This window comes from Candidatus Nitrosotenuis chungbukensis (genome assembly GCF_000685395.1).
GTDB classification, from domain to species: domain Archaea; phylum Thermoproteota; class Nitrososphaeria; order Nitrososphaerales; family Nitrosopumilaceae; genus Nitrosotenuis; species Nitrosotenuis chungbukensis.
Map to the genome: position 1 here is coordinate 15,745 of NZ_AVSQ01000015.1, position 13,654 is coordinate 29,398.

Below are 13,654 nucleotides of genomic sequence, written 5' to 3' on the forward strand. Positions count from 1 at the left end.
CTAGGCAAGTATGTCGTAATAGTGTTTTTGCAAAATTATCCGTTCCAATGATTTTCTATTTAATGAAATTCCCAAGCGCTGATTGCTTTTCTGCTATTGTTTAAATCTGGATACGGCGTACTAGAACGCATGGGAACGCAAATGAGTGCTGCAAGACGTGGCATGATAACTGACGAGATGAAACAAGTTGCTCGCGATGAGGATGTCTCACTTGACTGGCTACGATCAAAAATTGCAAGCGGCTCTATCATAATCCCAAGCAATAATGTCCGGCCGCAAAAGGTACACCGCGTCGGAATAGGAAAGGGGCTGAAAACAAAGGTAAACGTGAACATTGGCACGTCTACACTCAAGGTGGACCTGAACGAGGAAATCGAAAAGGCCCAAGTTGCAGTAAAGCATCATGCTGATACCATAATGGACCTAAGTGATGGCGGTGACGTTGGCGCAATAAGGAGGGCATTGCTTGAGGCGGCGCCGATAACGTTTGGCACGGTCCCGATTTACGAGGCATACAACCACGGAGTTGAAAAGCACAAAAACCCGCTGGACATAACGGAGGACGACTTTCTAAACGCGTTTGAAAACAATGCAAAGGACGGCGTCGATTACACCACGATTCACTCTGGCATATCAAAGGAAATAGCAAAAAGAATTCTCAAGGTGCAGCGATACGGGGGAGTGGTAAGCAAGGGCGGGACAATCACTGCCGCATGGATGCTAAAATACGACAAGGAAAACCCCTACATTACTCATTATGATTATCTGATGGAAATTGCAAAAAAATACGACGTTACGTTTAGTCTTGGCGACGCGCTAAGGCCTGGCTCAATTCTTGACTCTCACGACGAACTCCAAGTCCAAGAAATGATAAACATATCGAGGCTGACAAAGCAGGCGCATGAAAAAGACATCCAAGTGATGGTTGAAGGACCTGGGCACGTGCCGCTAAACGAGGTAGCCGCAAATGTAAGGCTTGCCAAGTCTCTGATTGGCGATGTTCCGTACTATGTACTAGGACCGCTTGTCACCGATATTGCGTCAGGCTATGATCACATTTCAAGCGCTATAGGAGCTGCGATTGCGGCAAGCGAGGGGGTTGACCTACTGTGCTATCTTACACCTGCCGAACACCTGGCCCTTCCAAACGCGGCAGAGGTGCGGGCAGGACTTGTTGCGTATAGGATTGCAGCGCATGCTGGCGACCTGGTGAAACTAAGGGAAAAGGCCATAGTCTGGGACATGAAAATGACAGAGGCCAGGCGCACACTTGACTGGGAAAGACAGATAGCGCTGTCAATAGATCCAGAAGAAGCAGCTAGGATCCACAACCGAACCGGACAGCGGGACGGAAACAACGTCCCGTGTACGATGTGCGGAGGCGCATGCGTCTATGTGATGCTGCCTCAGCAAAGAAAGTATGTAAAAGAAAACGAGAACCTACAGCAGGTTGAATAACACGTCAGACAATCTAGGGACTGTCTCGTACCTGTGAATTTCCTGAGGCTCTATCCACACGTATGACGAGTTCTCCCAGTTTAGCGAAATTTTTTGCTCCCTTGTCGAAAACAGAAACGGAAACACCGTCCACTGGTGATCCGGGTACTGCGGCGAAGAGATTGTCATTTCCCGGCCTGCCTTTAACAGCTGGATCTGGCTGCTTTCTATGCCTATCTCCTCAAAAATTTCGATTTCTGCCCGCCTGAGTGGCTCTTCTCCCTTCTCGATAATTCCGCTTACTGCCCCCCAGAGGCCCCTCATGCTCTTTACGCGCTCGCTTCTCTTTAGGAGAAGAAGTTTATCGCTGCTTGTTACAAACGATGTTACAATTTTTGTGGAACGCATGACTGGTTATTTTTCAATTGCGTTTATCATCACGTTGAGCTTTTTGTAAGAGTCTTCCAAGTTTACGTTCTTTGCCAGTCCTTGTTGGACCGTTCTGATGTAGTTTGTAATGTCTTCTGACTTGTTCTCCTGTATGTCTGTTAGCAGTCTTCCTATGTCCTTCCATAGCTCCTCTGCGGCCCTTCTGATTTCTGGATTTGCGATTATTGTTTCAATTAGCTCAGTAGACTCTGTCATTATGCTTTCTGCCAGTATTTTTTGGATCTTAAAAGTAGTGCCGGACATTCGCTCTGTCAGTGAAATCTTGTCGTCCTTTGCAAGTATGTTTGCAAATGCCAAGTTGACAAGATGCGTTAATCCCAAAATGATTGCAATCTTTTTGTCGTGCTCGATTGCATCAATTGTGACAAAGTTAGCTCCTTCGAAAAGCGTTTTTACCAAATTAAGCTCTTTTTTTGCATCCTTGATTGGAATTGAAATTATGTTCTGACCCTTGATCTTCTTTGCTCCTGGGCCGAACATCGGATGGATGCAAACCGGGTTTATCTTTGCCGGAATTTTGAGCAGGGCTGCGGCCGTCTTTGCCTTTTGTGAAGAGATCTCGATTAGATATGATCCGCGCTTCATCTCCTTTGCAATTAGTCTGATTATTTCTGGAGTGCGTCTAGTTGGCGTGCACAACAAAACGATGTCTGCACTCAAAACTGCGCCAACGAGGGATTCTGACTTTTTCACCGTCTTGTCAGTTATCGGCACCTCGGAATCATAGCCCATCACCTGATGGCCATTTGAGGTAAAATACTTGGCAAACCACTGCCCCATCTTGCCTCCAGCTCCGATTATTGTGATACTTTCTTTCATTTTGACTTGTTCAGAACCTCATCTAATATCTTCATTCCGTCCATTAGTTTCTTTTCGTCCTGGCAGGCAGAAATGCGGATAAATCCCTTATAATTGCCAAATCCGTCGCCTGGGGCGACTGCAACCCCGTGATCAAGTAACAGGTTGGAGAACTCTACCCCGTCAAACCCCTGCTTGTTTACCCTTGCAAATAGATACATCGCGCCGTCCGGGACGGCAAACTCCAAACCCATCTTCCTTGCCTCGTTGACCACGGTGTCGATTTTTGATCTAACGTTTTTTGCATTTGGTGTGACGTCTGCATCAAGTGCCTTTAATGCCGCATACTGGATCGGCTCTGCCACGTTTGTCAAACAAAGGGCCTGAAGCTTTGCCATTTTTTCAATTATCTTTGGGTCAGCTACGGCGTACCCGATTCTAAACCCTGTCATTGCGTGGGACTTTGAAAACGACTGCGTTACGATGCTTTTCTTGTATCTGTATGACAGAACGCTCTTCCAGTCTGAAAATGAATACGATGAGTAAATTTCATCGCTTAGCACGTAGAGATCATTTTTTTCTGCAATTCTGATTATTTCCTCCTGGAGTTTTGGGGGGAGAATTTTTCCCGTAGGATTGTTTGGGTAGTTTAGGATGATCATCTTTGTGTTTTCGTTTATTGTCTTTTCAATCTGTGAGACGGTCGGCTCCCACCTGGACTCTAGCGTTGTCGGAATGGTTCTGACCTTGACTCCTGCATTTATTGCGCAGTCCCTGTATGCTGGCCATGCCGGCTCTATTACGATCATCTCATCACCCGGGTTGAGGAGTGTGTTGATTGCAAGATAAATTGAAAATCGAGCGCCAGGTGACACCAGTATGTTTTCAGGCGTTATCGCCGCTCCGAATTTTTCTGTCGCGTACTTTGCAAGCGCTGATCTGAACTGCGGTATGCCAGCTGCCGGCCCGTACCTTACAAACCCCTTGTCAAATGCCTCGCCTAGGGCGTCCCTGACTGTTTTTGGCGGAGCAAAGTCTGGCTCGCCTACCTCCATGTGAATTATTTTTTTCCCCTGCTGCTCGAGGCTTTTTGCTTTCAAAAACACCGTGAGGTGTGTCTGCTTCCCGTCTGACTGGACTTTTATGGACTCGTTTAAGAGAAAGTTTAGGAGTTTTTTCCCAAGCGATTCGTCAAGCCCCGTGCGCTTGCAAAACTCGCTTACCTCCTTTCTGAGCTGCTCCTCTCTGGCTTCGTCAGTTACGTTAAGCCCGCTGCTCTTTTTTAGTTCGCCAATCTGCTTTGCGATGTCGGTTCTTTCTTTTAGAAGCGTGAGCATCTCCAGTGTGATGCTGTCTATTTTGTTTCGTAACTGATCTATGTTTGACATTTTACAGTGTTGGTTTTATGAAACCGCCCAAGAGTGCATGATCTGCAAGTACTAGTGAAACAAGTGAATCTACTACCGGCGGCGCTCGCGGGACCACGCATGGATCGTGCCTCCCGTGTACCTGTAGCGTGACTGGCCTTTTTGTCTTGATGTCAATAGTGGTTTGTTTTTTTGCAATCGACGATGCCGGCTTGAACGCGACTCTCATGACAATCGGCATCCCGTTTGACAGCCCTCCTAGTATTCCGCCTGCGTTGTTTGTCTTTGTGACTATCTTGCCGCCCCTGACGATGTAGGGATCGTTGTTTTCTGAGCCAAACAGCTCGGAGCCTGCAAAGCCTGAGCCAAACTCGACTCCTTTTACGGACGGGATGGAAAAGATTGCCTTGCTGATGTCTGACTCTAAAGAGCCAAAGATTGGCTCGCCTAGGCCAACTGGTATGTTGACTGTCGTTGATTCTATCACTCCGCCTAGCGAGTCGCTGTTTTTTCTCGCATCTAGGATTGCCTTTTTCATTTTTTCTGCAGTTTTTTTATTGGGGCACCTGACCTCGTTGTCATAAATCTGGCTTTTCATTTTTGCCTCAAATTTTTCAGTCATTGATATTTTGCCTATCTTTACCGTGTAGGAATTGGTCTCGACTCCAAGCGTGACTTTGAGCAGCTTTCTTGCAATTGCTCCGCCCATGACGTGGGTCGCAGTAAGCCTTCCTGAAAATCTGCCGCCGCCCCTGTGATCATTGAATTTGTTGTATTTTACAAAAGCAGGATAATCAGAATGTCCCGGCCTGAGCTTTGTCGTTAGCTCATCATACGCCCTTGAATTCTGATCCTGGTTCCAAATTATCATTGTGATTGGCGCGCCAGTGGTGTACCCTCTAAAAACGCCAGAAATTATCTCCACCTTGTCTCCCTCCTTTCTTTGTGTGGATACAAGCGACTGCCCCGGCTTTCTGTAGTCGAGCATTTTTTGAATGTCTTTTTCCTGTATCTCAAGTCCTGCCGGACACCCGTCTAACACTGCGCCTACGCATTTTCCATGACTCTCACCAAAACTAGTCAGAACAAGTCTCTGACCGATGGAACTGCCAGACATCAAATAAAAACCACCATCTGAAGCATATAACCCTTATACAGTTGTGATTTTTGCCCCGACATGATTCATGTCGGAAATAAAGCTTGGATAAGACACGTCGACTGACTCTGGGTTGGAAACCGTGCAGTCCCCAACATACATTCCTGCTATGCAAAACGCCATGAACAGCCGGTGGTCATCCTCTGAATTTAGCTTTGCACCGCTTACTTTGTCTGGGGGGCCTAGGATCAAACCGTCTTCTTTTTCGGTAACCTTGATTCCAATCTTTTGCAGTTCGCGCGCCAGGATGGCGATTCTGTCAGTTTCCTTGTATCTTGCGTGCTTGACATTGTACAATTCTATTGGGAATCCTGACTTGAGCGCAAGTATTGAAAGCGGTGGCAAAAGATCAGGAGTGTTTGAGAGGTCAAATCTGCCGCCAAGCAGCCTCTCGGGGGCCTTTACCTTGATTGTGTTGTTGTGCATTGAGATGTTTACTCCGAGTTTTTCTAACATGTCAATTATCGCCTCGTCCCCCTGCGCCAAATCTCCAATTGAAATCTTGACTGTGAACCCGTCCCCTACTAGCACCGCAGCTGACAACAGTAACGCGACACTTGAAAAGTCAGACGGAATGGTCACCGTTCCATGCTTGTATTCCTGAGGCTCGATCCTGTATTTTTTGTACGGCTCGATTACTTCGACTTCTACTCCGAATTTTTTCATAGTTGAAATGGTTGCATCAAGATATGGCTTTGATACCAGATCAGAACTGATGTTTACCGTAATTCCGATTTCAGTTCGTGGAGCCACGATGAAAAGGGCAGATATGAACTGGCTTGAAATGTTGCCTGGAATTGTTATTTCTCCGCCCTTGATTTTTCCGATTACTGTAAGTGGGGGCCTGCCGTCATTTGATTCGCATTTTGCCCCGAGCGACTCTAGTGCGTCTGTCAGCTGCTTCATGGGTCTTTTCCTAAGGCTCTCGTCTCCAGTTAGAATTGTTTTCCCGTCGCGCACTGCAGAAATCGCGGCGGCGATTCTTATCGTCGTTCCAGAATTTGACGCGTCAAGTGTAAGGTCTTCGCTATCAAACTTGTCTATTCCCTTTACTTTGAGATTGCTTCCGGCCTCTTGAATTTCCGCGCCAAGACTTTTGCAGATTTCAATTGTGGCGTTTGTATCCCTTGATCGTAACACGTTTTTGATGATGCTTTTTCCGTTTACAAGCGACGCCAAAAATATTGCCCTGTGCGTATAGCTTTTGTTTGGGGGGCACACGAGTACGCCGCTTAATTTTGATTTTTCTACCTTACAGTTCATGGGCATCTGCCTTTTTGTTGTTTATTTCAGAAACGAATATCTTTCCTTCGAGTTCTGAGAAGACCTTTTTAATGTTTGACGTCTTGTCTTTTTTTACTATTGCTGCAATGGCCGGCCCGTTTCCGGAAACCGATGCGCCAAGTGCCCCGTTTTCAACTAAATTTGAGATTATTTTTGGATCCGAGTTCAGTATTGTGGACGTGGCAAGCCCGTTTAGCACCATTGCGTTCCAGTAGTCGCCGTCTTTTGCAAAATTCCATGCCTTTTCAAAGACCTCCTTGATGCTTCTTAGGTTTTTGACGTTTCCCCGTTTGCGCGACTTTGGGACAAACACGACTGCCACAAGGTTGGTTGGTGTCTTCTGCATTTTTATGATTCGTCGCTTGTAGTTGTCGGTGACTACGGTTCCTCCAAAGTAACAGGCGCACGCATCGTCGTACGCGCCAGTTATGCTGACCTTTGTGGCAATTGACGCCTCCACCCCTGGAATCAAGACCTGACTGTCGCTAAACTTTGATCTGAACATCTTGTTGCATGCAAGTGACACCACAGACGAAATGGCACTTGAGCTCTTCAGCCCATACCCTGTCGGGATTTCCGATCTTAGGGAAATTTGTATTTTATTTTTCTCAAGATCTTTTTTTGGAACCGTGTACTCTACTACCTTGCTGATGAGCCTTGAGCTCATGTTGTGATTGTCGACTTCGATTTCTATTCCGTGTCCGTCAGAGGCTTCTACTGTTGCCTCCACCTTTGCCGCAATGCCAAGCGTTGCGCCCTTTCCGGTGGCAATTGCGTTTACTATCGAGACTGCGCCGTGAACTGTTGCCTTTACCTGCGCCATCAGAATCCCCCAAGCAAAACTCTTCTCATTGCGTCATATGGTGCCCCTACCTTGTGCCATATCTCAAATGCAAGGCATGCCTGTCCTAGCAGCATCTCGTATCCGTAGATGACTGTGGCCGATTTCTTCTTGCTTTGCGTGATAAGATCCGTATTCATTGGCATGTACACTATATCGTATACGACACTCTGTGAATTTATGGCATTAGTTGAAATCGGGCTTGGCTCGTTTTTTAGGCCAACTGCGGTTGCGTTAACTATGAACTTGTAATTTCCTGCGTTTTGCCCTGCCTCCTCTAGTGTGATTTCGTTTGACTCTGCCCCCAAACTGGCTGCAAATTTTGCTAGTTCCTGCCCTTTCTCCTTTGTTCTGTTTGCAATTGTTATCCTGCGGGCCTTTTCCTTTGCAAATCCTGCTGCTATTGCCCTTGCGGCCCCGCCTGCACCGAGAAGCAAAACATCCTCCCCTTTTATCGCAATGTTTCTTTTCTTGATTGGCTCCAAGAACCCGTCCATGTCCGTATTGTATCCGACCAGCCTGTCATTTTCGTTTGTGACAGTGTTTGCGGCGCCAATTATCTTGCATTCCTCGCTTGACTCGTCAAGATACTTCATCATCTCTATTTTGTGCGGTATGGTTACATTAAATCCTGAAATCTTGATCTGCTTGAGTGACTCTATTCCCTCTTTTAGCTCGCCCCTTGGAACCCTGTATGCGATGTATGTGCAGTCCATGCCAAGTGCCTTGAACGCGGCATTGTGGATGTTTGGGGAAAGTGAGTGATCTATTGGATCACCAATCACTGCGAAAGTCTTTGTCATCTTTATTTTTGCAGACGTATGATTGATTTAACTTCATCTACACTGAACTGACCTGGAGCAACTGGCTTTCCAAGTGAGACATACGTAAAAGGGCTGCCAAGGGCCATGCACAAAATGCGCGACACTCTTCCGTAATCGCCCATCGAAAACGCAATCAGTTCTGCGTCTTGCTTTCTGTAAAGTGACAGTACGGTTGTTGCGTCGCTAATTGAGTTTGCCATGGTTACTATCTTTATGCTCTTTGAGAGTTTTTTCATCTTTTGCATTCTGGCGTGCAGTGTGGAAAAACTTGGAGTCTTTTTGAAGTCGTGCCAAGACACAAGAACGCGGGTTCCGGTCTTTCTTACATATTCTAGCAGGGATTTGTTTTTTGAAATCGCTGAGAACTCCAAGTCCAGCAGGTACGGTCTGTACTCTGCAATTAGTTTTAGAATCGATATTCTGTTTTGCTCCGTTCCGTCAAACTTGCCGCCCTCCGATCTCGGCCTGAGCGTGCATACGCATCGCTTGAGGTGACTTTGTACAAGGTGCAGTGCCTCTGGAACCTGCTCCGGCCTCAGAAAGTCAAGTCTGATTTCGGCATAATCTGATTTTTGCAGTGCCCGCCTTAGGGTGGAGTGGATCTTTTTCGGGGTTGTCTCGGCTATGCTGACGCACGTTTTGTATGCCATTTCTATTTTTCAAGAATGTACTCGTCGGAGACTTCCATGCCAAAATGTCTTCCAGTTGCCGATTTTGCATGAACCATGACGATGTCGCCTTTTTTTAGATGGGTGACTGAAACTAGGTGCCCTCCAGGCTTTACAAATCTGATGGTCTCTGCATCCTGAGCTATTATTCCGCCCACCTCGTCGCCAATCTGCGCCTTTATCATTAGCATCGGCCTTCTCTCGATCTTTGAGCGGCCGACAGTTGCGCGCCTTGCCTTTCCCTTGGAATCTAAAATCAGGACCTCTGAGCCCGTCTCAAGTTCTGATAGGTACTTTGTGGTGCCGTCTGGCGCGATGGTGTAGCAGTGGACTGCCCCCGCATTTACTCGGAACGGTCGCGGTGATGTAAACGATGATCCTACGGATTCGTTGTGAACCAAAAACAAAAAGTTTGACCTGCTGCCAATTAGCATCCCCTCGCCTCTGTGCAGCATTGATGCGGTATCGACGCACACCCGCTCGCCGTCCCCTACCTCTTTTATGTCAATTATCTTTGCCTCTTGTAGCTCAAAACTGCTGCTCCCAAGATACACCAGTGCCTCTCTTGCCTCGTTGATTGAGCTTGCCTCAAATATCACGCCGTCTACGCCTATTTCTAAAATGGAGAACATCTTTCTTACCTCCTCCGGGCTTCGGGCAGTCGCGTAAATCTCGGTGTGGATTTTATGCAGTTTTGCAATAATGTTTTCTAGCGGAATTATTTTCCAGTCCTTTACCTCTATTATGACAAAGTCAAGTCCCTTCTTTGCCTCGTCAAGAATTTTTTCTATGTCTGTGTTTGACAGCACCGTGAATTTTTTTCCGACCTTTTTGCCCTTTGGTTTGGGCGAGTCCTTTTCAAGAACAACGTATTTTGCGCTTTGCGATGGGTATATCGACACAAGCTTTGATTTTCCGAGAAGTTTTGGATCCAAGTACACTGTTTTGATTCCCTCGCTTTCAAGTGATGCCAAAAACTTGCCAAGGTGAGACTTGGAAACCTTTGGTAAGATTACCAGTTCCTTACTTTTTTCCAATTTGCTTCTCTGCTTCTTTTGCCGACTCATTTCTGAAAATGATTCCAGCCAGTGCCTTGACCATTTGTTCTGGCGCATTATGAGCAAAAATGTTGCGGCCGTACGTCACCCCTTTCGCTCCTGCCTTCATCGCGTCCTCCGTCATTTGCAAAACGTCTGAGTCTGTCTTTGCCTTTGGACCACCCGCGATTACTACTGGAACTGGAATCGCCTTTACTATTTTTGAAAATGAATCGATATCGCCAGTGTATAGCGTCTTTACAATGTCCGCTCCAAGCTCCGCGCCAATTCTTGCAACGTGGCCTACTATCTCCGGGTCGTGTGGGTTCTTGACGTTCTCCCCTCTTGGATACATCATTGCAAGCAGTGGGACTTGCCACTTGTGGCATTCTTCTGAAATCTTTCCAAGCTGCTCTAGCATTTCTGGCTCTTCTTTTCCTCCTACGTTGATGTGAAGTGATACTCCGTCTGCCCCAAGCCTTAGCGCTTCTTCCACGCTGCCTGTCAGCATCTTTCTGTTTGGAGACATTGAAAGAGACGTGCTTGCAGAATAATGAACTAAAATGCCAATGCGCAATGATTTTGGTAGCGACTTTATGATTCCCTTGTTTATTATGATGCTAGTCAACCCGTGGTGCTCGCATTTTTGAATTACATCTGATGGGTTTTCTAATCCCTCTACTGGGCCGCTTGAAATCCCGTGGTCCATCGGAATGCAAAGCATCTTGCCCTTGCGCAAAATCCTGTCCATTCTTATCTGGAATCCGCTGACCATATCGGATCTCCCCAATGTGCCCTAATTAAAAATAACGTGCTGTGATCAATCTTGGAATTGAGTGCCAGCATCAAAAAAACCCGTCAGGATTAAATAATATTGAAAAGCCAATAAAATCAGATCCCTTGAGCCAAATCACTGAGCAAATCTATTCAAGCGATGTTGGCGATATTTTAGAAAATTCGTTGCGCAATATCCAACCGTCCTTTGATGACACCCTGAGACTGCTAAAGTCAGAAGACGTGCACTTGATGGGCATGGTTGCAGGACACATCACACAAAAAAAGTTTGGGAAAAAGGCATCATTTGTGAACAATATCATTTTGAATTATACAAACGTCTGCATAACTGACTGCAAGTTTTGCGCATTTTACCGCTCTCCTGGGGATGCCGAGTCCTACACTTTGTCACTTGACCAAATTGAGGCTCGTGTAAAGACATCGTGGGATCTCTTCAAGATTAGGCAAGTGCTGATTCAGGGAGGACACAACCCGAACCTTGGAATTGAATACTATGAGGACGCATTTAGAATGATTAGGAAAAAATTCCCGGAAATAGGGGTGCACGGACTATCTGCATCCGAAATTGACATGATATCTAGGATAGAAAAGACATCGACAAAAGAAGTCCTCTCAAGACTCAAGGACGCAGGACTGCAATCAATTCCGGGAGCCGGCGCAGAGATTCTAGTTGACAGTGTAAAAGACGTGATCAGCCCAAAAAAGATCACAAGCAATGAGTGGCTTAGAATAATGGAAGAGGCGCACTCGCTCGGACTGCCGGCCTCTGCAACTATGATGTATGGCCACGTCGAGTCGCTAAGCGATATCGCAAAGCACTTTGAGAAAATTGTAAAACTGCAGGAAAAGACCAAAGGGTTCATGGCGTTCATTCCTTGGAGCTTTGAGCCAAACAACACCCTGATGCAAAAAGAAAACCTTGTACTGTATGGAGTTGGAGGAATGCATCTTTTGAAAATGATTGCAATATCGCGACTTGTCTTTAACGGCCTGATTCCTCACATCCAGTCGTCTTGGCTTACAAACGGCGTTGGCATGGCACAGATAGCACTGCAGTACGGCGCAGATGATTTTGGAGGAACTCTGATAGGCGAAGAAGTGGTGTCCTGTACAGGTGCGCGCTCAACTGAGCTAACCGGGCAGAAAATCATCGATGCGATTCATCAGATTGGGTACCAAGTAGAAGAGCGCGACAATTTCTACAACCCAGTTCAGATGCACTAGAGCCCGTAACTGGACCATCTGGAATCGACAAGTTTCTTTGTTGTCTCGTCCACTTCGACTTTTTCCTGGATTTCCCGCTCGAATCCTTCCTCTTTTGTCTTTTGCGTGGCATCGATTCCCATCTTTGAGCCAAGGTTCACAAGCGGGGACGCTGGGTCAAGCGTATCTGTTGGAGTGTTGTTGATGATTACTGTGTCGCGTGCAGGGTCTGAGCGCGTCGTTATTGCCCAAATCACATCGTCCATGCTGTGAACGTTGACGTCCTCGTCTACTACGACAAAAATTTTGGTCAGCGCAAGCTGCCCAAGACCCCAAAGCCCCATCATGACTTTTTTTGCCTGTCCTGGATATCGCTTTTTGATTGAAATGATTGCCATCCCCTGGAACCATCCTGCTGCTGGCATTGCAAAGTCTACCACCTCTGGCTGGAACATTCGGATCAGGGGGAGAAACGACTGCTCTATCACCTTGCCGATGTATGCATCCTCTAAAATGGGCTTGCCGACAACCGTTGTGAGGTAGACTGGCTTTTGCCTTCTCATCATCCCAGTCAGGGTAAATGTCGGGTATGGCTCCCTTGGGGTATAGTATCCCGTATGATCCCCAAATGGGCCTTCCTCTCTTATGTCGTTTGGATCCACATACCCTTCCAGAATAATTTCTGCATTTGCGGGAACCTCAAGATCAATAGTCTTGCACTTTACTGTCTTGATTCCCTTTTGGCGAGTGATTCCTGCAAAGAGATACTTGTCTAGGCCCTCTGGGACTGGCGCTATTGCGGAAAAGACAGTAGCCGGATCCGCCCCAATTATTATTGCAACCTCGATTCTTTCTCCTTTTTCTTTTGAAATGTCGTGGTGATGCGCTCCGCGTTTGTGCTTTTGCCAGTGCATCAGCGCGTGTTTGTCGTCTACTATCTGCATCCTGTATACCCCGAGGTTTCTAATTCCCGTCTCGGGATGTTTTGTTGCGACAAGGCCCAGCGTTATGAACCGGCCGGCATCCTTGTGCCACGTCTTTAGAATTGGAATTTTGCCAAACGATGGGGACTCGTCAACGACCTCTGTCACGGGTCCGCTTTTTTCGAGCTTTGGGAAAATTTCCCCCATCTTTGATAACTCTGGAAGTTTTTTTAGCTTGTTTAGTATTCCTGTCGGGATTTCCATTTTTGTCATGTCTACGATTCTCTGCCCTATTTCAGTAAAGTCTGACATCTCCAGACCTATCTGCAGCCTCTTCATAGAACCAAACGCGTTTGCCAAGACTGGCATGTCGTAATTTTTTACATTCTCAAATAATATCGCAGGACCGTTTGCATACATTGTCCTCCTTAGGATTTCTGCAATTTCTAAATCTGCATCAACCTGTGTCTTGATTCGTTTTAGCTCCCCTGCATCCTCCAGTGCTTTGATGAACTCTGCTGTGTCCTCTATTGTCACACCTGCTGGTCTGTCCAAATATTGTATAAAGCTTGACTAGGCAGATACCTACACAATGTCTGACAAAGGCATTTTAATTGCAGGGGCTAAATCCTGATAGTTGAGCACGGAAAAGTGTGTTGTTTGCAAGGGCGGCGGGACAATTGAACTTCTTGGCGCGCAGTGCCCTTTTTGCAATGGGACAGGCGAGTACACAAAGACTGGGGAGAGCTATCTAAAGTCGCACATCTGCCAGTGCATTTTTTTGGACAGAAAAACATGCCCTCTTTGCGGAAAAAAATGCCATCATGATACGCCGAACAAGCCGAAAATTCTGATTGGACCTGTCTAGAAT

At 46.6% G+C, this 13,654-nt stretch carries 14 protein-coding genes; 3 read left to right on the forward strand and 11 right to left on the reverse strand.

The features are described 5' to 3' along the window. Nucleotides 1-129: 129 nt before the first annotated feature. Nucleotides 130-1,458 carry a phosphomethylpyrimidine synthase ThiC gene (gene thiC, locus NKMY2_RS04965; RefSeq protein ID WP_042685867.1) on the forward strand — a complete coding sequence of 443 codons (1,329 nt, stop codon included), beginning with the start codon at nt 130-132 and terminating at the stop codon, nt 1,456-1,458. Here thiC and NKMY2_RS04970 read toward each other — a convergent pair. From NKMY2_RS04970 to NKMY2_RS05015, 10 genes are read right to left on the reverse strand one after another with little or no spacing between them, the layout of a single operon-like run. Beyond that, nucleotides 1,441-1,845 carry an NUDIX domain-containing protein gene (locus NKMY2_RS04970; RefSeq protein ID WP_042685425.1) on the reverse strand — a complete coding sequence of 135 codons (405 nt, stop codon included), beginning with the start codon at nt 1,843-1,845 and terminating at the stop codon, nt 1,441-1,443. The genes thiC and NKMY2_RS04970 overlap by 18 nt on opposite strands. A 6-nt stretch (nt 1,846-1,851) precedes the next feature. After that, nucleotides 1,852-2,706, reverse strand: a complete 855-nt coding sequence (locus tag NKMY2_RS04975; protein WP_042685427.1) for a prephenate dehydrogenase — start codon at nt 2,704-2,706, stop codon at nt 1,852-1,854. Further along, the gene (locus NKMY2_RS04980; RefSeq protein WP_177316516.1) at nt 2,703-4,073 is read right to left on the reverse strand and encodes an aminotransferase class I/II-fold pyridoxal phosphate-dependent enzyme; all 1,371 of its coding nucleotides are present in this window, start codon (nt 4,071-4,073) and stop codon (nt 2,703-2,705) included. The genes NKMY2_RS04975 and NKMY2_RS04980 overlap by 4 nt, the downstream gene beginning before the upstream one ends. 1 nt (nt 4,074) lies before the next feature. Beyond that, nucleotides 4,075-5,169 carry a chorismate synthase gene (aroC, locus tag NKMY2_RS04985; RefSeq protein ID WP_177316517.1) on the reverse strand — a complete coding sequence of 365 codons (1,095 nt, stop codon included), beginning with the start codon at nt 5,167-5,169 and terminating at the stop codon, nt 4,075-4,077. Between the two features lie 33 nt (nt 5,170-5,202). Further along, nucleotides 5,203-6,471 (reverse strand): 3-phosphoshikimate 1-carboxyvinyltransferase, encoded by a 1,269-nt coding sequence (gene aroA / locus NKMY2_RS04990; protein WP_042685433.1) that lies wholly within the window; start codon nt 6,469-6,471, stop codon nt 5,203-5,205. Next, the gene (locus NKMY2_RS04995; RefSeq protein WP_042685436.1) at nt 6,461-7,315 is read right to left on the reverse strand and encodes a shikimate kinase; all 855 of its coding nucleotides are present in this window, start codon (nt 7,313-7,315) and stop codon (nt 6,461-6,463) included. The genes aroA and NKMY2_RS04995 overlap by 11 nt, the downstream gene beginning before the upstream one ends. Then, nucleotides 7,315-8,136 carry a shikimate dehydrogenase gene (aroE, locus tag NKMY2_RS05000; protein WP_042685437.1) on the reverse strand — a complete coding sequence of 274 codons (822 nt, stop codon included), beginning with the start codon at nt 8,134-8,136 and terminating at the stop codon, nt 7,315-7,317. Before aroE ends, NKMY2_RS04995 begins: the two co-directional genes overlap by 1 nt. 2 nt (nt 8,137-8,138) lie before the next feature. Next, nucleotides 8,139-8,807, reverse strand: a complete 669-nt coding sequence (gene aroD, locus NKMY2_RS05005) for a type I 3-dehydroquinate dehydratase (RefSeq protein WP_042685441.1) — start codon at nt 8,805-8,807, stop codon at nt 8,139-8,141. Between the two features lie 2 nt (nt 8,808-8,809). Continuing rightward, nucleotides 8,810-9,862, reverse strand: coding sequence for a 3-dehydroquinate synthase II domain-containing protein (locus NKMY2_RS05010; RefSeq protein ID WP_042685874.1), 1,053 nt, complete (start codon nt 9,860-9,862; stop codon nt 8,810-8,812). Continuing rightward, the gene (locus NKMY2_RS05015) at nt 9,849-10,637 is read right to left on the reverse strand and encodes a 2-amino-3,7-dideoxy-D-threo-hept-6-ulosonate synthase (protein WP_042685444.1); all 789 of its coding nucleotides are present in this window, start codon (nt 10,635-10,637) and stop codon (nt 9,849-9,851) included. The genes NKMY2_RS05010 and NKMY2_RS05015 overlap by 14 nt, the downstream gene beginning before the upstream one ends. 125 nt (nt 10,638-10,762) lie before the next feature. On the opposite strand from NKMY2_RS05015, the gene mqnC reads away from it, so the two are divergent. Next, nucleotides 10,763-11,881: a cyclic dehypoxanthinyl futalosine synthase gene (gene mqnC, locus NKMY2_RS05020; RefSeq protein ID WP_042685877.1), complete on the forward strand. Its 1,119-nt coding sequence runs from the start codon at nt 10,763-10,765 to the stop codon at nt 11,879-11,881. On the opposite strand, the gene NKMY2_RS05025 is transcribed toward mqnC, so the two are convergent. Next, complete coding sequence (locus NKMY2_RS05025) at nt 11,878-13,320, reverse strand: menaquinone biosynthesis decarboxylase (RefSeq protein ID WP_042685880.1); 1,443 nt, start codon at nt 13,318-13,320, stop codon at nt 11,878-11,880. The genes mqnC and NKMY2_RS05025 overlap by 4 nt on opposite strands. A 100-nt stretch (nt 13,321-13,420) precedes the next feature. Between NKMY2_RS05025 and NKMY2_RS05030 the strand changes: the two genes are divergently transcribed. Further along, complete coding sequence (locus NKMY2_RS05030) at nt 13,421-13,651, forward strand: hypothetical protein (RefSeq protein ID WP_042685447.1); 231 nt, start codon at nt 13,421-13,423, stop codon at nt 13,649-13,651. Nucleotides 13,652-13,654 lie beyond the last annotated feature (3 nt).

Bases quoted from the DNA above. Each gene is read 5' to 3' on its own strand.
- thiC (WP_042685867.1), top strand. From the start codon at position 130: ATGGGAACGCAAATGAGTGCTGCAAGACGTGGCATGATAACTGACGAG.
- NKMY2_RS05015 (WP_042685444.1), bottom strand. From the start codon at position 10,637: ATGGTCAGCGGATTCCAGATAAGAATGGACAGGATTTTGCGCAAGGGC.
- NKMY2_RS04975 (WP_042685427.1), bottom strand. From the start codon at position 2,706: ATGAAAGAAAGTATCACAATAATCGGAGCTGGAGGCAAGATGGGGCAG.
- NKMY2_RS04970 (WP_042685425.1), bottom strand. From the start codon at position 1,845: ATGCGTTCCACAAAAATTGTAACATCGTTTGTAACAAGCAGCGATAAA.
- aroE (WP_042685437.1), bottom strand. From the start codon at position 8,136: ATGACAAAGACTTTCGCAGTGATTGGTGATCCAATAGATCACTCACTT.
- NKMY2_RS04995 (WP_042685436.1), bottom strand. From the start codon at position 7,315: ATGGCGCAGGTAAAGGCAACAGTTCACGGCGCAGTCTCGATAGTAAAC.
- aroC (WP_177316517.1), bottom strand. From the start codon at position 5,169: ATGTCTGGCAGTTCCATCGGTCAGAGACTTGTTCTGACTAGTTTTGGT.
- NKMY2_RS04980 (WP_177316516.1), bottom strand. From the start codon at position 4,073: ATGTCAAACATAGATCAGTTACGAAACAAAATAGACAGCATCACACTG.
- aroD (WP_042685441.1), bottom strand. From the start codon at position 8,807: ATGGCATACAAAACGTGCGTCAGCATAGCCGAGACAACCCCGAAAAAG.
- aroA (WP_042685433.1), bottom strand. From the start codon at position 6,471: ATGAACTGTAAGGTAGAAAAATCAAAATTAAGCGGCGTACTCGTGTGC.